We start from the raw sequence: 19,114 nt of genomic DNA on the forward strand, positions 1-19,114 counted from the left end.
CCACCGAGGCCCTCCGCGACCTCCAGCTGCGCCACCTCATCGCCGTACCCTTCGAGAACCTCTCCATCCACCTCGGCGAGCCCATCGTCCTCACCGAGCAGAGCCTCTACGACAAGATCGTCGAGCGCCGCCGCGGCGGCTTCTGTTACGAGCTCAACGGCGCCTTCGCCGCCCTCCTCACCCACCTCGGTTACGAGGTCGACCTGCTCGCCGCCCGCGTCTTCGGCGACGGCGGCCGGCTGGGCCCGCCGTACGACCACATGGTGCTGCGCGTCCGCACCCAGGACGGCGACGGTCCCTGGCTCGCCGACGTCGGCTTCGGCCGGCACGCCGTACACCCCCTGCGCGCGGACGAGCGCGGCGAACAGCCCGACCCGGAGGGCGTCTTCCGTATCCAGGAGGCGGGCGAGGGCCACGCCGACGACCTCGACTGCCACCACGACGGCAGCCCCGTCTTCCGCGTCGAGCAGCGCCCCCGGGCGCTCGAGGACTACGCGGCCACCTGCTGGTACCAGCAGACCTCGCCCGAGTCGCACTTCACCCGGTCCCTCACCTGCTCCCGCCTCACCGCCGACGGCGGCCGGATCACCCTCAGCGGCGACAAGCTCATCACCACCGGCCCCGGACCGGTCACCACCGGCCCCGGACCGGACGGCGAGCGCCGCGAGGAGCGGCTGCCGGACGCCGCCGCCGTCCTCGCCGCCTACCGCGACCACTTCGGCATCGTCCTCGACCGGGTCCCACCTACTCCTAAGTAGCCATTCGCCTCAGATAGCCCACGAGGCCGAGTTTGCCTCGAAACCCCCAACGGTGTTCGAATGATGCTTCTGCGCTCAACCATCTAGTTTTCTCACCCGCGGGGGGACCGCCACATGCTGGGATTGCGACGCCGTCGGCACACCGGAGCAGCCACCGCCATGCGCCAGTCAGGCCTGGCCGGACTGCGGCTGCCGCAGACCGCGGGCCTGCTGAGCTGCCGGGTTCTCGATCCGGTCAACCAGCCGCTCGCGCACGCCGAACTGACCGTCAGCGACGCCAACGGCCGCAAGGTCGTCAGCGGTGAGACGGACCCGTACGGCACCTTCGTGGCCGCCGTCCCGGCCGGCGGCTACCGGCTCGCCGTCAGCCACGAGGGCTTCACCCCGTACCGCGGCGAGGCCGACGTCGCCGAAGGCGGCCACACCACCCTCGGCGACCTCCCGCTCGCCCCGGTCGAGCTGCCGCAGCTGCCGCCCCCCGGCGACTGGGAGATCGATCCCGCGCACACCACGATCGCCTTCGTCGCCCGGCACATCGGCATGGCGCGGGTGCACGGCCGCTTCAACAATTACTCCGGCGCGCTGCGCATCGGCCAGCGGATGGAGGACTCGGCGATGCACGTCATCATCGACGCCGCCTCCATCGACACCAACATCAAGATGCGCGACGACCACCTCCGCTCCGCCGACTTCCTCGACGTCGAGCGGCACCCCACGCTGGAGTTCTTCAGCGACTCCTTCGCGCACCGCGGCGGCAACCGCTGGGCCATCAGCGGAGCCCTCTCCATCCACGGCGTCAGCCGCACGGTGACGCTCGACACGCAGTACCTCGGCACCGGGGTCGGCATGGAGGGCGAGATCCGCGCCGCCTGCCGCGCGGTCACCGAGCTGCACCGCGAGGACTTCACCCTCAACTGGCAGCACATGCTCGCCCGCGGCATCGCCGTCGTCGGCTCCAGCATCCAGATCGAGCTGGACATCCAGGTGACGGGCAAGAGCTGAGCACCAGCCCCCGCCCGGCACAATGATCAGCGTGAACGACGTACGACATGTGCTGGTGCTGCCCGACCGCGACGCCGCGGAAGAGGTGGCCGAGGAGGCGGCAGGGCGCTTCGGCCTGCCGGAGGAGCCGCAGCTGGTACGGGACGCGCTGGCCGGCGAGGACGACGCCGAGGACGCCCAGTGGCTGGTCGTCATCGAGGATCCGGCGGGGCGGCTGCCCGCCGCCGAGCTGGAGGCGCTGGCCGCCGAGCACGAGGGCTGGCTGGAAGCGCCGTGACTGTCGGTCCCGCATGGGATGCTGTCTGACGATGGCAGCCAGGAACACAGCGACCCAGGACAATCTCCTCGCCCCCGTGACCACCGCGGTCGGGCAGGAGGAGCTGCTGCTCGACCGCGCCGTGCAGCAGATCGTGGCCGCGGCCCGGGCCGACGACCCGGACACCGACGTGCGCGACCTCGCCTCGGCCGACCTCCAGCCCGGCACCCTCGCCGAGCTCACCAGCCCGTCCCTCTTCGCCGAGCGCAAGGTCGTCGTCGTACGGAACGCGCAGGACCTCGCCGCCGACTCGATCAAGGCCGTCAAGGACTACATGGCCGCGCCCGCCGAGGAGATCATCCTGGTGCTGCTGCACGCCGGCGGCGCCAAGGGCAAGGGCCTGCTGGACGCCGCCCGCAAGGCCGGCGCCCGCGAGGTGCCCTGCGCCAAGGTCACCAAGGCGTCGGACCGGCTGGCGTTCGTGAAGGCCGAGTTCCGGCATGCCGGGCGCAAGGCCACCCCCGACGCCTGCCAGACCCTGGTGGACGCCATCGGCAGCGACCTGCGCGAGCTGGCCAGCGCCTGCGCCCAGCTCGCGGCCGACGTCGAGGGCACCATCGACGACGCCGTCGTCGGGCGCTATTACACCGGCCGCGCCGAGGCCTCCAGCTTCGAGGTCGCCGACCGCGCCGTCGAGGGCCGCGCCGCCGAGGCCCTGGAGTCGCTGCGCTGGGCGCTGGCCACCGGCGTCGCCCCCGTGCTGCTCACCAGCGCCCTCGCCCAGGGCGTACGGGCCATCGGCAAGCTCGCCTCGGCCCCCCGCGGCATGCGCCCCGGCGACCTGGCCCGCGAGCTCGGCATGCCGCCGTGGAAGGTGGACAGGGTCCGCGGCCAGCTCCGCGGCTGGTCCGCGGACGGCGTCGCGACCGCACTGCGCGCGGTGGCGGAGGCCGACGCCAATGTGAAGGGCGGCAGCGACGATGCGGCTTACGCCTTGGAGAAGGCCGTGGTGACGGTCGCGCGAGCAGCGCGCAGCCGCTGAACCGCTGAGCCGACGAGGGCGGGGACTCAGCCCTTCATATTCTTCAGCGTCGTCTCCGTCGCCTCGCGCAGCATCCGCTCCACCGTGGTGGCGTCCGGGGTGTCCGAGGCCTCCCCGGAGGTCAGCGGCGTCCAGCTCATCTGGTACGTCATCCAGCCCTGCCGCACCGCCAGGTAGACCGCGCCGCTGTCGCCGGAGTCCTTGGGCTTGACCAGGTAGGCGTCGTCGCCGAGCCCGTCGACCTGCTCCACCCGGTAGCTCACATCGCCGTCGCTGCGCTGCTCGTAGCTCTCGTACGTGCCGCGGAAGTTCTCGGCCGGGTCGGTCTTCTTGTACAGCCACATCTCCATGGCGACGCTGGCCTCGGCCGTGCCCTCGCTGCCCTGCGGGGAGTTCCAGCACCACATGGCGTCCACGGCCCGGTGCGTCGAGGACTGGTCCTGGGAGTCGCCCAGGTCGTTGTACTCGCTGCGGAAGGCCGAAAAGTCGGTCTTGGCGCAGGGGTCCTTCTGGTACGTGTAGCCGCGCAGGTCCGGCTCGGCCGACGCGTCCTTGCCCTCGCCCCCGAGCGGCCCGGCGAAGACCAGCCCCGCCCACACGACGGAGGCCGCGACAGCACCCGCGAGCCCGCCCCACAGCCACCCGAGGTTCTTCCGGCCGGGAGCGCCGGGCGCCTGCTGGGGCGGCGTCGGATGCGGCGTCGCATAGTGCTGGGCCGGGATGTATCCCTGCTGGTAGCCGGGCTGCTGCTGATACGGATTCGGCTGCTGCTCTCCCCCTTGCCACATGCCCGGGAGCGTACCGCTAGGTGACGCGGGCTGGGGGGCGCAGATGGTGTATACGTGACTTATCAGCGCGGACGATCTTGTATTTCCCAGTCCTTACGTCCGGCGGAAGACCGGCTGGAGCCGGCTGGGAGAGCCTTGTGGACGGACGACGGACAGCGGCTGCCGCGCGCAGACGTGAACGGCTGTGGACAGGCATGGCGCTGGCCTGCGTCGCCGTCATCATGGCGGCCGACTTCCTCGGCGCGCACCAGTACTGGATCGGGATCACGCTGCTGCTGGTGCCCGTCATGGCCTCCTTCGAGCTGTCGCCGCGCCGCACGGCCGCGTTCGGCGCGCTCGCCGTCGTGCTGCTCATCTGGCGCTACGGCCTGCCGCGGAGCCAGTGGAACCACATCGACGCCTGGATCTCGATCATCACGGTGGCCCTGGGCGCCGCGGCCTGCGTGCTGGCCTGCTACCGGCGCGAGCGCCGGCTGGGGCAGCTGATGAAGTCCCGGTACACGGTGGAGATGCTGCAGCACGCGCTGCTGCACAAGCTGCCGGTGATCACCGATGAGGCCCTGGTGGCGGGCTTCTACCGGGCGGCCGAGGACGAGGCGAATGTGGGCGGTGATCTGTACGAGGTGGTGGGCTCTCCGTACGGGACCCGGGTGCTGGTCGCGGATGTGCAGGGCAAGGGGCTCGGGGCCCTGCAGCTCGCGGCCGCGGTGGTCACCGCGTTCCGGGAGGCCGCGTACTACCTGGGCGAGCCGCTGATGGTCGTGGAGCGGATGGAGCAGGCCGTCACCCGCCACCGGCAGCGGGTCCAGGCGAACGGGGGGACGGCGGACGAGCGCTTCGTCACCGCGCTGGTGGTGGAGCTGCGCCGGGACGGCGAGATCCGGCTGATCGACTGCGGGCATCCGGAGCCGATCGCCTTCTCGCCCACGGGTGTGCGCACGGTGCCCGTCGCCGAGCCGGGGCTGCCGCTGGGGCTGGGGGAGCTGCGCGACGACTGCCGCCGGGTGCACACGCTGAGGCTGGATCCGGAGGAGGGCCTGCTGCTGTACACCGACGGTGTGAACGAGTCCAGAGACGTCCGGGGCGCCTTCTATCCGCTGGTACGGCGGCTGCGGCAGTGGACCGACCTGCCCCGGCATGCCTTGGTACGCACGCTGCGCGCGGACCTGGACGTCTTTGCCCGCGGAACGGGCCGCGACGACCAGGCGGCCCTGTTCATCTGGCAGCGCGTCGAGCCGGACTCCCCGGCGGCGACCGCCTGAAGCCGGCGGGCACAGCGCATACGAAGACGAGCCCCGTCCCGGCTCCTGGGGAAGGAGCGGGACGGGGCTCGGCTACAACAGGGGTGCGCCGCACCCGCGTGGCGAACGCAGATCGTGTGCGGCGCGAGGTTGTCGTTCTACGGAGCGGTGAGAGGGTCCGCTGGGTCCGTAAGACGGTGAAGAGCTGTGTCAGCCCTTCAGGGAAGCGACCCGCTTGGCCAGCGCCGACTTCTTGTTGGCGGCTGCGTTCTTGTGCAGCACACCCTTGGAGACGGCCTTGTCCAGCTTCTGGCCGGCGGTGCGGTTGGCCTCGGCGGCAGCCTCGGCGTTACCGGCCGCGACGGCCTCACGGGTCTTGCGGATGGCGGTACGAAGCTCGGACTTGACGGCCTTGTTACGCAGGCGCGCCTTCTCGTTCGTCTTGATCCGCTTCATCTGGGACTTGATGTTCGCCACGAAATAAGCCTCTGCTGTAGATCAGTGTTTCTTTGCCTGCACCAGGGCATACCAGGGCCCAGGCACAGTGGACCAGGTTACCAGCAGGCACGACGCCCTCCCAAACCGCGCCGACCCCGTAGCGCATGGGACCATGGGGGCGACAACAAGAGACCTGCCCAGCGACCCCGACAAGCCCGACAGGACCCTAGGTGCCCGCGACCCCTGCCCATGTGCCCGAGCCGAGCCGTACCGACCCGGCCGTGATCCGCAATTTCTGCATCATCGCGCACATCGACCATGGCAAGTCCACGCTTGCCGACCGCATGCTCCAGATCACCGGCGTCGTCGAGCAGCGCCAGATGCGCGCGCAGTACCTCGACCGCATGGACATCGAGCGCGAGCGCGGGATCACGATCAAGTCCCAGGCGGTCCGGCTGCCCTGGGCGTCTACGGAGGGTGACGGGTCGGACACGACCCACATCCTCAACATGATCGACACCCCGGGCCACGTCGACTTCACGTACGAGGTCTCCCGTTCCCTCGCCGCGTGCGAGGGCTGCATCCTCCTCGTCGACGCGGCGCAGGGCATCGAGGCCCAGACCCTCGCCAACCTGTACCTGGCGATGGAGAACGACCTCACGATCATCCCGGTGCTCAACAAGATCGATCTGCCGGCCGCCCAGCCGGAGAAGTTCGCCGCCGAGCTCGCGGGCCTGATCGGCTGCGACCCCTCCGACGTGCTGCGGGTCTCGGCGAAGACCGGCGAGGGTGTGGCGGAGCTGCTCGACAAGGTGGTCCGCGAGGTCCCGGCCCCGGTCGGCGTCAAGGACGCCCCGGCCCGCGCGATGATCTTCGACTCGGTCTACGACTCGTACCGCGGCGTGGTCACGTATGTGAAGGTCGTCGACGGTCAGCTCAACAAGCGCGAGCGGATCCGGATGATGTCCACCGGGGCGCAGCACGAGCTGCTGGAGATCGGCACGAACTCGCCGGAGATGACCCCGGCCGACGGCCTCTCCGTCGGCGAGGTGGGCTATCTGATCACCGGCGTGAAGGACGTCCGCCAGTCCAAGGTCGGCGACACGATCACGCAGTACACCAAGGGCGCCACCGAGGCGCTGGGCGGCTACAAGGACCCGAAGCCGATGGTCTTCTCGGGGCTGTATCCGCTGGACGGCTCGGACTACCCGCTGCTGCGCGACGCCCTCGACAAGCTGCAGCTCAACGACGCCGCGCTGGTCTACGAGCCGGAGACCTCCGCGGCCCTCGGCTTCGGCTTCCGGGTCGGCTTCCTCGGCCTGCTGCACCTCGAGGTGATCCGCGAGCGTCTGGAGCGCGAATTCGGCCTGGACCTGATCGCCACCGCCCCCAACGTGATCTACCGCGTCACCATGGAGGACGGCACCGAGCACGAGGTCACGAACCCGAGCGAGTTCCCGACCGGCAAGATCGACTCGGTCCATGAGCCGGTCGTACGGGCCACGATCCTCGCCCCCAGCGAGTTCATCGGCGCGATCATGGAGCTCTGCCAGAACCGCCGCGGCGCCCTCCTCGGCATGGACTACCTCTCCGAGGACCGCGTCGAGATCCGCTACACGCTGCCGCTCGCCGAGGTCGTCTTCGACTTCTTCGACCAGCTGAAGTCCAAGACCCGCGGCTACGCGTCCCTCGACTACGAGCCCACCGGCGAGCAGACCGCCGACCTGGTCAAGGTCGACATCCTGCTGCACGGCGACAAGGTCGACGCCTTCTCCGCGATCTGCCACAAGGACAAGGCGTACGCGTACGGCGTCCGGCTCGTCGCCAAGCTGCGCGAGCTGATCCCGCGGCAGGCCTTCGAGGTCCCGGTGCAGGCCGCCATCGGCGCCCGGGTCATCGCCCGCGAGACCATCCGCGCCATCCGCAAGGACGTCCTCGCCAAGTGCTACGGCGGCGACATCTCCCGTAAGCGGAAGCTGCTGGAGAAGCAGAAGGAGGGCAAGAAGCGGATGAAGATGGTCGGCAGCGTCGAGGTGCCGCAGGAGGCCTTCATCGCGGTGCTGTCCTCCGACGACGGGGACAGCGGCGGCAAGGGAAAGAAATAGTTACTGGTTCAGCACGTTGATGTTGACCTCGTGGTGGTTGAGGAAGTTCTGCAAAATCTGACCCACCACGGGGGCGCCGGCGGGCTGGCTGGTGGCAGCCTCGGCGGGCTGCGCGGCCGGTGCCGGGGGCTCGGGTGCGCAGGCCTGGGCCGCGCCCGCGGACAGGCCCGCCGCGGCGATTCCGGCGGTGGTGACGAGGGCGGCGCTGAGAATCCGCTTGCCAGTGGGCATGGGGGTGTCCCTTTCGTGGCGGCTTAGGGTCTTCACGAGACTAAAGGCCGGTCCCTGGGCAAGTTTCGTTTAGCTGCCCATTGCCACCCGGGCAGCCGATTTGTAACTTCGTAGCTCCGAGCAGCGGAGACGAGCGTGACGACCCCCCTTACGCTCCACCCCCGATGGGCTCTAATCTGCTGGTTACTCGTGAGTTACCCAGCATGCAGCGACGCAGGGCCGGAGGAAGCAGCGTGACCGACATCGAGACCAACCTCGAGAACCGACCGCCGTCTGTGGCGCATCTCCTTCTCGATCGGGTAGCCGCGACCCCGGACGCCGTCGCGTACCGCTACCCCGTGCCTCCCGCCTCCGGCGAGGGCCCCGACGAGTGGCGGCCGCTGACCTGGAGCCAGGCGGCTGACCGGGTCTTCAACATCGCCGCCGGGCTGATCGAGCTGGGTCTGCTGCCCGAGCAGCGGGTGGCGCTCGCCGCCGAGACCAGCGCCGACTGGATCCTCTCGGACCTCGGCATCATGTGCGCGGGCGGCGCCAACACGACCGTTTACCCCTCCACCAACGCGGGTGAGACGCAGTTCATACTCGCCGACTCCGGCAGCCGCGTGCTGATCGCGGAGGACGGCGTACAGCTGGCCAAGGTCGTGGAGAAGCAGACCGAGCTGCCGGAGCTCACCCACGTCATCGTGCTCAAGGAGTCCGAGGCCGTGCTGCCGGCCGGGGAGATCGCGCCCTTCGAGGTGCTGTCGCTCGCCGAGCTGGAGCGGCGCGGGGCCGCGTATCTGGAGAAGAACCCGGATGTGGTCAAGGAGCGCATCGCCGGGCTGCAGCCCGAGCAGCTGGCCACGCTGATATACACCTCCGGCACCACCGGGCGCCCCAAGGGCGTGCGGCTCTCGCACGACACGTGGTCGTACATGGCCTTCGGGATCGAGGCGACGCGGCTGGTGGAGCCGCACGACGACCAGTTCCTGTGGCTGCCGCTGGCGCACGTCTTCGGCAAGGTGCTCACCGCCGGGCACGTCAAGGTCGGGCATGTGATGAGCGTCGACGGCCGGGTCGACAAGATCATTGAGAATCTGCCGGTCGTCAAGCCGACCAAGATGTGCGCCGTGCCGCGGATCTTCGAGAAGGTCTACAACGGCGTCGCGGCCAAGGCGAAGGCCGGCGGCGACACCAAGTACAAGATCTTCCAGTGGGCGGCCGGGGTCGCCCGCGACTACGCCAAGATCACCCAGGCCAACTACGTCAAGACCGGCAAGCGCAGCGCCCCCATGGGCCTGTCGATGAAGCACGCCGTCGCGGACAAGCTGGTCTACAGCAAGCTGCGCGACGCCTTCGGCGGCCGCATCGTGGGCACCGTCTCCGGCTCCGCGGCGCTGGCACCGGAGATCGGCTTCTTCTTCGCCGGCGCCGGCATCCCGATCCTGGAGGGCTACGGCCTGACCGAGTCGGCCGCGGCGTCCTTCGTCAACCGCGACGAGTCGTACCGCACCGGCTGGGTGGGCAAGCCGCTGCCGGGCTGCGAGGTGCGGATCGCCGAGGACGGCGAGATCCTGCTGCGCGGGCCCGGCATCATGCAGGGCTACCATGGGCTGCCGGAGCAGACCGCCGAGGTGCTGGAGGCGGACGGCTGGTTCCACACCGGGGACATCGGTGAGCTCAGCGAGGACGGCTTCCTCAAGATCACCGACCGCAAGAAGGACCTGATCAAGACCTCGGGCGGCAAGTACATCGCGCCGACGGAGGTCGAGGGCCAGTTCAAGGCGGTCTGTCCGTACGTCGGCTCGGTGCTGGTCATCGGCGCCAACCGCAACTACTGCACCGCGCTGGTCTCGCTGGACGAGCCGGCGCTGCTCGGCTGGGCCAAGGAGGCCGGGCTCGAGGGCAAGTCGTATGCGGAGCTGGTGCAGTCGGAGGAGGCGCGGCAGCTCATCGACGGCTACGTCAAGGAGCTGAACCAGGGCCTGCAGCGCTGGCAGACCATCAAGCAGTTCCGCATCCTGCCGCGCGACCTGGACGTCGAGCACGGCGAGCTGACGCCGAGCCTGAAGCTCAAGCGCCCGGTCGTCGAGAAGCGCTTCGGCGACCTGATCGAGGACATGTACGCGGGCGCCCGCGAAGCCTGACACCACGCAGTACCGGTACGGCGCTAGTCGCCGTATCGGTACTGCAGCTCGCGGATGCTCTCCTCCAACGACGCCACCCGGCCCGCCAGGTCCGGGGTTTCCCCCTTCGTCAGCTGGCGTTCCACCGCCGCCAGGCGGTCGGCGACCTCGGTCAGCTGGGCGCGGTCGCGGTCCAGGAGCTGCTGGAGCTGGCGGTTCTTGCGGTGGAGTTCCAGGAAGACGCTGACCTTCGCGCGCAGCATCCACGGGTCGAAGGGCTTCTGCAGGAAGTCGGCGGCGCCGGTGGCGTAACCGCGGAAGGCGAAGCCGGAGTCGCCGTCGGTGCCGGTCAGGAAGATGATCGGGACGTCCTTGGTCTGGTCGAGGCGCTTGATGTTCGCGGCGGTCTCGAAGCCGTCCATGCCCGGCATCAGCACATCGAGCAGGACCACGGCGAACGGCTGCCGCAGCAGCGCCTTCATGGCCTCCTCGCCGGAACGGGCGCGGACCAGCGGCTCCCCGAGCGCGCTGAGAATGGCCTCGAGCGCGGCGAGATTGTCCTCCATGTCGTCGACCAGGAGGATGCTGGCGTGGTCGGTGTCCGTGGTGGTGGCGGTTGAGTTCACGGTGCTCAATCCTGGGTCGGGGCGGGGAGTTCGGCCGGACCCGTGCTCTGTTGCTCAGGGCCCCCGGCGAGCAGGCGCAGAGCGACGGTGAGCAGGCGGTCGACATCCACCGGTTTGGGCACGTAGTCGGAGGCGCCCACTGCCAGGGCGTCCTCCCGGTCGCCCGGCATGGCCTTGGCCGTGAGGGCGACGATCGGCAGGCCGGCGTGGCGCGGCATGGCGCGTATCCGCCGGATGGTCTCGTATCCGTCCAGCTCCGGCATCATGATGTCCATCAGGATCAGTGAGACGCCCGGGCTGCGCTCCAGCATTTCGATGCCCTCGCGGCCGTTCTCGGCGTAGACGACGGTCATGCCGACCCGGCCGAGGACGTGGGTGAGGGCGAAGACGTTACGGATGTCGTCGTCGACGATCAGCACTTGATGGCCGCTGAGGTCCGCCGTCGCGCGCGCCCGCAGACCCGGGTCCGGCGTCGCGGTCTGCCACTCCGGGTCGGGGGCGGGGCTCAGGTCCGGCTGCGCCTCCGGTTCGGTGGCGCCCGGGCAGCGTGCCGGGATGCGAAGGGTGAAGGTGGAGCCGCGGCCCGGCTCGCTGATGGCGGTGATGGAGCCGCCGAGCAGGCCGGCGATCTCCCGGCTGATGGACAGGCCGAGGCCCGTACCGCCGTATTTGCGGCTGGTGGTGCCGTCCGCCTGCTGGAACGCCTCGAAGATTCCGGGGAGTTTGTCCGCGGCTATGCCGATGCCCGTGTCGGAGACCATGAAGTCCAGCAGCTCCGCGCCGCCCTGGCCGTCGGGGGCGGCCTGCACGCGCAGCACGATGCGTCCCGACGGGGTGAACTTCACCGCGTTGGACAGCAGATTGCGCAGCACCTGCTGCAGCCGCCGCGGGTCGGTGACCAGCTGCTTCGGCACGTCCTCCGCCACCGATACGTCGAAGGCCAGGCCGCGGTCGAGGGTGAGCGGGCGGAACGCGTCGTGCACGAAGTCGAGCACCTTCACCAGCGGCAGCGCCCGCGGCCGTACGTCCATCCGGCCGGCCTCGATCTTCGACAGGTCGAGGATGTCGCTGATCAGGGTGAGCAGGTCGGTGCCGGAGCGGTTGATGGTCTCGGCGAACTGCACCTCCTGCTCGCTCAGATGGCCGTCGGCGTTGTCCGCGAGCAGCCGGGCGAGGATCAGCAGCGAGTTCAGCGGGGTGCGCAACTCGTGCGACATGTTCGCCAGGAACTCCGACTTGTACTGCGAGGCGGCCGCCAGCTGCGCGGCCTTGACCTCCAGCTCGTCGTTGGAGCGGCGCAGCTCGACCTGCTGGCGCTGCAGCTCGTCCGAGCGCTCGCGCAGCTCCGTCGTCAGCCGCTGCGACTCGCCCAGCAGGGATTCGGTGCGGGAGTTGGCGAGGATGGTGTTGATCGCGACACCGATGGTGTTGCCGAACTGGTCGAAGAACGCCAGGTGGACGTCGCTGAAGCGGCCGAAGGTGGCCAGCTCGATGACGCCGAGGACCTGCTGCTCGAACATCACCGGCAGGATCACCACGGATGCCGGGCGGGCCTCGCCGAGGCCGGAGCTGATGGTGATGTAGTCGGCCGGCAGGTCCTCCACGAGGATGCGTTCCTGCTGCGTGGCCACCTGCTGGACCAGGCCGCCGCCGGCGGAATTACGGGCGGCGAGCCCGATGCTGCCGCGGTCGGTCGCGTACCCGGCGATGAAGTGCACCGTGTCCGGGCTGCCGCCGGCGTCGGTGGCCTCACCGGCCAGATAGAAGGCGCCGAACTGGGCGTTCACCAGCGGGGTGAGCTCGCGCAGGATCAGGTCGGCGACCTCGACCAGGTCGCGGTGGCCCTGCATCAGGGCGGCGAGGCGGGCCAGGTTGGACTCCAGCCAGTCCTTCGCGCGGGTGGTCTCGCGGAGGGTGGAGACCATGATGTTGACGTCTTCCTTGAGCTCCGCGACCTCGCCGCGGGCGTCCACGTCGATGGAGCGGGTCAGGTCGCCGTCCGCGACCGCGGAGGCCACCTCGGCGATGGCGCGCACCTGGTTGGTCAGGTTGGCCGCCAGGTCGTTGACGCTGGCGGTGAGCGACATCCACGTACCGGAGACGCCCTCGACGCGGGCCTGGCCGCCCAACTGGCCTTCGGTACCGACCTCGCGCGCCACCCGGGTGACCTCGGAGGCGAAGGAGGAGAGGGTGTCGACCATCGTGTTGATGGTGGTCTTGAGCTCCAGGATCTCGCCGCGCGCCGTCACGTCGATCTTCTGGCTCAGGTCGCCCTGGGCGACGGCGGTGGCGACGTTGGCGATGTTACGGACCTGGCCGGTGAGGTTGTCGGCCATGAAGTTGACGTTCTCGGTGAGGTCCTTCCAGACGCCGGAGACGCCCGGGACCTGGGCGCGGCCGCCGAGCCGGCCGTCGGTGCCGACCTCGCGGGCGACGCGGGTGACCTCTTCGGCGAAGGCGGAGAGCTGGTCCACCGCCTTGTTGATGGTGTTCTTCAGCTCCAGGATCTCGCCCTTGGCCGCGACGCCGATCTTCTGGCTGAGGTCGCCCTGGGCGATGGCCGTGGTGACCTGGGCGATGTTGCGGACCTGGCCGGTGAGGTTGTCGGCCATGAAGTTGACGTTCTCGGTGAGGTCCTTCCAGACGCCCGAGACGCCGGTCACCTGGGCGCGGCCGCCCAGCTGGCCTTCGGTGCCGACCTCGCGGGCGACGCGGGTGACCTCTTCGGCGAAGGCGGACAGCTGGTCCACCATCGTGTTCACCGTCAGCTTCAGCTCCAGCAGCTCGCCGGACGCCTCCACCGTCACCTTCCGGTTCAGATCGCCCTGCGCCACCGCCGTGGTGACGACCGCGATGTCGCGGATCTGGGCGGTCAGCCGGGCCGCCATCGTGTTCACCGCGTCGGTGGTCTCCCGCCAGCTGCCCTGCAGGCCCTGCACCTTGGCCCGGACGCCGAGCCGGCCCGAGGTGCTGACCTCCTCGGCCATCCGGCTCACCTCGCCGGTGAACCTGGACAGCTGGTCGACGCAACGATTCACCGCCTGGCCCATCCGGCGGGTGTCGCCGCGCAATTGGCGGGTCCCGTCGTGCAGCGCCATCCGCTGCGCGAGATCGCCGGCGGCGACCGCGTCAAGTACCCGGGTGGCGCTGGAGACCGGCATGGTGAGGGCGTCCAGAAGCGCGTTGGTGGCGTGCACATTGGTCGTCCACGCCCCCCGCCCCGGGCTCTCCGCCAGCCGCTCGTCGAAGCGCCCGTGCCGGACCACCTCGCGGCGCACCCGGTCGAGCTCCTGGGCGTAGTGCCGGTTACGGTCCCCCACCCGGGCCACGGCAGCGGCGAGTTCGGCGGTCACGCCGTCGTACGCGCCCTGCGGCCTGGCCGTGAAGTCGCCGTCGGCCAGCGCCGTCAGCGCGGCGAGCAGCGGCCGCAGCTCGGACGTACGGACCCAGCCGCCGTCGCGGAGCGCGCCGTCGGCCGAAGTCCCGGAGCCGTCGTCCTTCGAAGTCCCGGAGCCGCCGTCCGCGGAGCTGCGCGGGGCGCCCAGTGCCGGATTCCCACCCATGTACCCCACCACTTACGTAACTTCCTGCGTATGGGCGGACTCAGTCTGTCACTCTTTCCGTGTGGGATTCGGCGCTATGCCGGAAGTGGTCAGGGAGTGCACAGTGGGTTCCTTCTCAGCGGCGCAAGAGGCGTCCGAAGGGGCAGTGGGGGAAAGCTCTCGCGTGGATACAGCACCGAAGCGCGCGGAGGCGTCCACCAGCCTGCCCGGCGACGCCCTTGCGGCAGCTGCTGCCCGCAGGTTCGTCCGTACCGCCCTCGATCAGTGGGCGGCGGGGCACAGCTTCGCGGACGCCGGGCTGACCGAGCGGGTCGCGGCCGACGCGGTGCTGCTCGTGAGCGAGTTGGTGACGAATGCCGTGGTGCATGCCGGCACCGATGTCGGCCTGCACTGCCGGGTGGAGTCCGCGCCGGCGGCGGGGGCTGATGCCGGGCGGGGCTGTCATCTGGTGGTCGAGGTCACCGACCGGCATGCGGCGCGGGCGGTGGGCGGCGCGGCCCCTGACCCGGACGACGACGCCGTGCTCGACGGCGGTGACTCCGGCGACGGCGGCGACGGTTCGTACGGGCGCACCGGGCGCGGCCTGCGGCTGGTCGCCGAGCTCGCCGAGTCCTGGGGCGTGACGTACCGGCGGGTGAGCAAGACCGTCTGGTTCCGGCTCGTGCTCGACGGCTCGGACCGCGCGGACGACGGCCTCGACCTGCTGCCGAGCGCCCGGCCCTCGATCGTGCCGCAGTCCCGCGGGGCGGCGGCGGAGCGCGCGGATGTGCGGTGGACCGGGCAGAGCGCGTTCTCGTTCCTGGCGGAGACCTCCGACATCCTGGCCGGGCAGTTCGACGAGGAGATGGTGGCCTCGCTGGCCACCCAGCTGCTGGTGCCGCGGCTGGCCGACTGGAGCGCCGTATGGCTGCGCAGCGAGGCCGCGGGCGGCGGCATGGCGCGGGCCCGGCTCGCCCAGGTGTGGCACACCAAGGAGAACCGCATCGAGCCGCTGCGCCGCGCCCTGGAGAAGGACCCGCCGGTGCTCTCGGACGGGCAGCGCGGCGCGGTGCCGTGGAAGTGGCCCGGCGAGCCCGCGGCGTACGGGCCCGGGGGCGCGACGCTCGCCTGCCGGCTGGTGGCGGGCGGCCGGGAGGTCGGGCTGCTGCTGCTCGGCCGGGTCGGCCTCGTCGGCATCCCGGGCGAAGTCGCGGGCCTGGTCGAGGACTTCGCCCGCCGCGTTGCGCACGCGGTGCTCGCTGCGCGGCAGTACACCCGGCAGGCCACGATCAGCCAGGTGCTGCAGCGCGGCCTGCTGCCCAGCGGCATCGCCCGGCCGCCGGGCCTGGACACCGCGATCGTCTACGAGCCGAGTGACGGGGCCTGGGCCGGCGGCGACTTCTACGACATCTTCCCCGCCGGCGACCGCCGCTGGTGCTTCGCGCTGGGCGACGTGTGCGGCAACGGCCCGGAGGCCGCGGTGGTCACCGGCCTCGCCCGGCCGGTGCTGCGGCTGCTGGCGCGCGAGGGATACGCGGTCGGCGAGGTGCTCGGGCGGCTGAACCGCACGCTGGCCGAGGAGGCGGTCGAGGCCGTCGAGGCGGCCGCGGCCGCGGTGTCGGCGGCCGGGGTGCCGGTGGCGGGCATCGGGGGCGGCGGCAAGTTCCTGTCGCTGCTGTGCGGCGAACTGGTGCCGTATCCCGAGGCGGAGGGCGGCGGCGTGCGCTGCACGCTGGCGAGTGCCGGGCATCCGCTGCCGCTGATACTGCGCCCTGACGGGTCGGTACGGGCCGCGGCCAAGCCGCAGATGCTGCTCGGCGTGATGGAGGACGTGGAGTACGAGTGCGAGTCCTTCGACCTCGCACCCGGCGACACCCTGCTGTGCGTCACGGACGGCGTGACCGAACGCCGCAGCGGCTCCCGCCTCTTCGACGACGGCGACGGTCTCTCGGCGGTGCTGGCGACGTGCGCAGGGCTGACGGCGGCGGGGGTCGCGGAGCGGGTGCGGCGGGCGGTGGACGAATTCGCGGCGTCGCCGCCGGACGACGACCTGGCGATGCTGGTGCTGCAGGCCCGCTAGGTTCCTACGAAAAGACCAGGACGGGACGGGCCGCGTCCACCCGGGGCGGGGCGATGTCCGTATAGGCGATCAGCTCGAGGCTGCCGGCGAAGCGGCCGAGGCGGGCGCGGGCGTCCAGGACGCTCTGCGTCTCCTCGGGGGTCCAGGACAAGTGCCGGGCCAGCACCGGCGCCGGGGCCGTATTGACGTCGATCAAGCCGCCGTCGTCGTACGGCAGGTCCAGGTCGGGGCGGCCGATCCCCAGTTCCCTGGCGACCGCCGGGTCCTTCTCGACCAGCTCGCGCGCCTTGCGGCGGCGGGACTCGCGGGTCCTGGCGTCGTCGAGGGCCCGGTCGCTCGCGTCGCCGCCCGGGGCGCCGGTCAGCAGCGCCGCCGCGACGTACACCGTGCCGCCCAGCCAGGCGAGCACCAGCAGCGTGGTGCCGGCGTCCTCGTCGCCGGCGGCGAAGCCGAGCACGGCGGCCAGCGAGACCACCGCGGCGATCGGAAGCTCCCAGCCGCGGCGGGGGCGGGACTTCCGTACGAACGGGACGACCGTCAGCAGTCCCAGCGACAGCAGCGGGGCGAGGGTCCAGAGCAAGGCGGAACGGGTGGTGCGGGTCGGCATGCGGATCACCGTAGGCGGGCGGAATGTCCGTACGGCAGAGGCTTTGGTCCCGGGTGCCGCTGCTCAGCGCCGGCGCGGGAGCGGGACGCGCATCAGGTCCGCCGCGACCGTCAGCTCGCCCTCGTAGCCCGCCGCCCGGGCCTCCGCGGCGAAGGCGGTCGGGTCGCCGTAGCGCTGGGAGAAGTGGGTGAGGACCAGGTGGCGGGCGTTGGTTTCCGCCGCCACCGTCGCCGCCTGGTGCGCCGTGAGGTGGCCGTACTCCTCTGCCAGCGTGGCCTCGGGGGAGAGGAAGGTCGACTCGATGACCAGCATGTCCACGTCGGCGGACAGGGCGTAGACCGCGTCGCACAGCGCCGTGTCCATCACGAAGGCGAAGCTCTGGCCGGGGCGGGGCTCGCTGACGTCCTCCAGGTGGACACCGCGCAGTTCGCCTTCGGACTGGAGCCTGCGCACCTCGGGGCCCGCGATGCCGGCTGCCGCGAGGCGGTCGGGGAGCATGCGGCGGGTGTCCGGTTCCTGCAGGCGGTAGCCGTACGACTCGACCGGGTGGCGGAGGCGCTGGGCGGTGAGGGTGTACGCGTCCGTCTCCGCCGCGAGCGCGGCCGCGCCGGACAGCGGGCGTTCGGTGATCTTCGCTGTCTCGCGGTACGCCGTCGCGTAGCGGAGGCGGTCGAAGTAGTGCTGGCCCGAAGCCGGATAGTGGGCTGTCACCTCATGCGGGACCGCGTCCAGATTGATGCGCTGGATCACCCCGGCGAGGCCGAGGGAGTGGTCGCCGTGGAAGTGGGTGATGCACACCCGGTGCAGGTCGGTGGCGGTGACGCCGGTGTGCAGCAGCTGCCGCTGGGTGCCCTCGCCGGGGTCGAAGAGGAGCGCCTCGGCGTCCCACCGCAGCACGTAGCCGTTGTGGTTGCGGTGGCGGGTCGGGACCTGGCTGGCGGTGCCGAGGACGACGAGTTCGCGTACGGACATGGGGGTGCGGGCAGGTGGCTCAGCCGGGCGGCCAGTTGAGGCCGCGGCCGCCCAGGACGTGGGCGTGCGCGTGGAAGACCGTCTGGCCCGCGCCGGAACCGGTGTTGAAGACGATCCGGTACGCGTCCAGCTTCTCCTCCTCCGCCACCGCGCCGGCCTCGCGCAGCACGTCCGCCGTCAGGCCCGGGTCGGCGGCGGCGACGGCCGCGGCGTCCGGATAGTGGGCCTTCGGGATGACCAGGACGTGCGTCGGCGCCTGCGGGTTGATGTCGCGGAAGGCGACGGTGGTGTCCGACTCGCGGACCACCGTGGCCGGGACTTCCCCGGTGACGATCTTGCAGAACAGGCACTCCGCCTGCGGCTCCCCGGCCATGCTCCCAGGCCTCCTTAGCCCTCGATCAGCCCACATCGGGTCGGTTCCCGGCGCATGTTACCGGTCGGGGGCCCGGATCCGGTCATCGTGCGGCCGCCGCGGCGGCGGCCGGGTCCCAGCCCGCGCGCGGCACCGCCGCGAGCAGGGCCCGGGTGTACGGGTGCGCGGGGGCGGCGAGCACCTCCGCCGTGCGGCCGTGCTCGACGGGCTGCCCGCGGCGCATGACCAGGGTGTCGTCCGTTACGTGCCGGACCACGGCCAGGTCGTGGCTGACGAAGACCAGCGCCACGCCGGTCGCCGCCCGTATCTCCGCCAGCAGCTGCAGGATCTGCGCCTGGATCGAGACGTCGAGGGCGGCGACCGCCTCGTCGAGGACCAGCACCCGCGGGTCCACGGCCAGCGCCCGGGCGATGGCCAGGCGCTGGCGCTGGCCGCCGGAGAGGCCGTGCGGGCGGGCGTCCGCCTCGCGGGCGCCGAGGCCGACCTGGTCGAGGAGTTCGGCGATCCGCTCCTCCTCGGTGCAGCCGCGGGCCTCCGGGCGGCGGTGCAGGCGCAGGGCGGTGCGCAGGCACTGGCGGGCGGTGAGGCGCGGGTCCAGGGAGACGTACGGGTCCTGGAAGACCATCTGGATCTCCCGGGCCCGGGCGAGGCGGGCGGCCGCGCCGCGCGCGCGGGCCGAACGGGCCTGGCCCGCCACGGCGATGGCGCCGGAGTCGGGCCGTACCAGGCCGACGAGCATGCGTGCGACGGTGGTCTTGCCGGAGCCGGACTCGCCGACGATGCCGGTCGAGCCGCCGCGGGGGACGGTGAACGAGACGTCGTCGACGGCGGTGAGGCGGGTGCCGCCGGGGAGCGGGTAGGTCTTGCGGAGGTTGGTGACGGACAGGACGGGGGCGGGATCGGAGGCGGTCTGCGCCGGGGGAGTGGTCACGGCAGGCTCCTCGAGGC

The 19,114-nt window shown here is 71.3% G+C and carries 17 protein-coding genes; 8 read left to right on the top strand and 9 right to left on the bottom strand.

Features of this window, described 5'->3' with window-relative positions; genetic code table 11:
* The 4 genes from G5C51_RS27715 to holA form a co-directional block, all read left to right on the top strand.
* On the top strand, nt 1-758 hold a 758-nt coding region (locus G5C51_RS27715), incomplete at its 5' end, for an arylamine N-acetyltransferase family protein (RefSeq protein ID WP_165240966.1).
* Nucleotides 759-917: 159 nt separating this feature from the next.
* Nucleotides 918-1,760 (top strand): YceI family protein, encoded by an 843-nt coding sequence (locus G5C51_RS27720; RefSeq protein WP_420824862.1) that lies wholly within the window; start codon nt 918-920, stop codon nt 1,758-1,760.
* A 31-nt stretch (nt 1,761-1,791) separates the two neighbouring features.
* A complete protein-coding gene (locus G5C51_RS27725; RefSeq protein ID WP_338118318.1) occupies nt 1,792-2,037 on the top strand; it encodes a hypothetical protein in 246 nt (81 codons plus the stop codon).
* A gap of 31 nt (nt 2,038-2,068) precedes the next feature.
* Nucleotides 2,069-3,058: a DNA polymerase III subunit delta gene (gene holA / locus G5C51_RS27730; protein ID WP_240929965.1), complete on the top strand. Its 990-nt coding sequence runs from the start codon at nt 2,069-2,071 to the stop codon at nt 3,056-3,058.
* A gap of 26 nt (nt 3,059-3,084) precedes the next feature.
* On the opposite strand, the gene G5C51_RS27735 is transcribed toward holA, so the two are convergent.
* The gene (locus G5C51_RS27735; RefSeq protein WP_165240970.1) at nt 3,085-3,846 is read right to left on the bottom strand and encodes a hypothetical protein; all 762 of its coding nucleotides are present in this window, start codon (nt 3,844-3,846) and stop codon (nt 3,085-3,087) included.
* A 194-nt stretch (nt 3,847-4,040) separates the two neighbouring features.
* Between G5C51_RS27735 and G5C51_RS27740 the strand changes: the two genes are divergently transcribed.
* Nucleotides 4,041-5,108, top strand: a complete 1,068-nt coding sequence (locus tag G5C51_RS27740) for a PP2C family protein-serine/threonine phosphatase (protein WP_165240971.1) — start codon at nt 4,041-4,043, stop codon at nt 5,106-5,108.
* Between the two features lie 189 nt (nt 5,109-5,297).
* Here G5C51_RS27740 and rpsT read toward each other — a convergent pair whose 3' ends face one another.
* The gene (rpsT, locus tag G5C51_RS27745) at nt 5,298-5,564 is read right to left on the bottom strand and encodes a 30S ribosomal protein S20 (protein WP_165240972.1); all 267 of its coding nucleotides are present in this window, start codon (nt 5,562-5,564) and stop codon (nt 5,298-5,300) included.
* Nucleotides 5,565-5,755: 191 nt separating this feature from the next.
* On the opposite strand from rpsT, the gene lepA reads away from it, so the two are divergent.
* A complete protein-coding gene (gene lepA / locus G5C51_RS27750) occupies nt 5,756-7,630 on the top strand; it encodes a translation elongation factor 4 (protein ID WP_165240973.1) in 1,875 nt (624 codons plus the stop codon).
* On the opposite strand, the gene G5C51_RS42595 is transcribed toward lepA, so the two are convergent.
* Nucleotides 7,631-7,861: a hypothetical protein gene (locus G5C51_RS42595; protein WP_206314390.1), complete on the bottom strand. Its 231-nt coding sequence runs from the start codon at nt 7,859-7,861 to the stop codon at nt 7,631-7,633.
* A gap of 203 nt (nt 7,862-8,064) precedes the next feature.
* Between G5C51_RS42595 and G5C51_RS27760 the strand changes: the two genes are divergently transcribed.
* The gene (locus G5C51_RS27760; protein WP_206314391.1) at nt 8,065-9,987 is read left to right on the top strand and encodes an AMP-dependent synthetase/ligase; all 1,923 of its coding nucleotides are present in this window, start codon (nt 8,065-8,067) and stop codon (nt 9,985-9,987) included.
* A gap of 23 nt (nt 9,988-10,010) precedes the next feature.
* On the opposite strand, the gene G5C51_RS27765 is transcribed toward G5C51_RS27760, so the two are convergent.
* Both G5C51_RS27765 and G5C51_RS27770 read right to left on the bottom strand, forming a co-directional pair.
* On the bottom strand, nt 10,011-10,532 hold the full coding sequence (locus G5C51_RS27765) for a response regulator (RefSeq protein ID WP_165240980.1): 522 nt from the start codon (nt 10,530-10,532) through the stop codon (nt 10,011-10,013).
* 65 nt (nt 10,533-10,597) lie between these two features.
* The gene (locus G5C51_RS27770; protein ID WP_206314392.1) at nt 10,598-14,155 is read right to left on the bottom strand and encodes a HAMP domain-containing protein; all 3,558 of its coding nucleotides are present in this window, start codon (nt 14,153-14,155) and stop codon (nt 10,598-10,600) included.
* A gap of 76 nt (nt 14,156-14,231) precedes the next feature.
* On the opposite strand from G5C51_RS27770, the gene G5C51_RS27775 reads away from it, so the two are divergent.
* Nucleotides 14,232-16,214: an ATP-binding SpoIIE family protein phosphatase gene (locus G5C51_RS27775; protein WP_206314394.1), complete on the top strand. Its 1,983-nt coding sequence runs from the start codon at nt 14,232-14,234 to the stop codon at nt 16,212-16,214.
* 4 nt (nt 16,215-16,218) lie between these two features.
* Here the strand turns inward: G5C51_RS27775 and G5C51_RS27780 are convergent, their stop codons facing one another.
* The 4 genes from G5C51_RS27780 to G5C51_RS27795 form a co-directional block, all read right to left on the bottom strand.
* Nucleotides 16,219-16,821 (bottom strand): hypothetical protein, encoded by a 603-nt coding sequence (locus G5C51_RS27780; RefSeq protein WP_165240976.1) that lies wholly within the window; start codon nt 16,819-16,821, stop codon nt 16,219-16,221.
* A gap of 63 nt (nt 16,822-16,884) precedes the next feature.
* Nucleotides 16,885-17,793 carry a ribonuclease Z gene (locus G5C51_RS27785; protein WP_165240977.1) on the bottom strand — a complete coding sequence of 303 codons (909 nt, stop codon included), beginning with the start codon at nt 17,791-17,793 and terminating at the stop codon, nt 16,885-16,887.
* 19 nt (nt 17,794-17,812) lie between these two features.
* Nucleotides 17,813-18,166 (bottom strand): histidine triad nucleotide-binding protein, encoded by a 354-nt coding sequence (locus tag G5C51_RS27790; protein WP_165240978.1) that lies wholly within the window; start codon nt 18,164-18,166, stop codon nt 17,813-17,815.
* A gap of 82 nt (nt 18,167-18,248) precedes the next feature.
* Nucleotides 18,249-19,097, bottom strand: a complete 849-nt coding sequence (locus G5C51_RS27795; RefSeq protein WP_165240979.1) for an ATP-binding cassette domain-containing protein — start codon at nt 19,095-19,097, stop codon at nt 18,249-18,251.
* Nucleotides 19,098-19,114 lie beyond the last annotated feature (17 nt).

The sequence above is a fragment of the Streptomyces coryli genome (genome assembly GCF_011044975.1).
GTDB lineage: Bacteria > Actinomycetota > Actinomycetes > Streptomycetales > Streptomycetaceae > Streptomyces > Streptomyces coryli.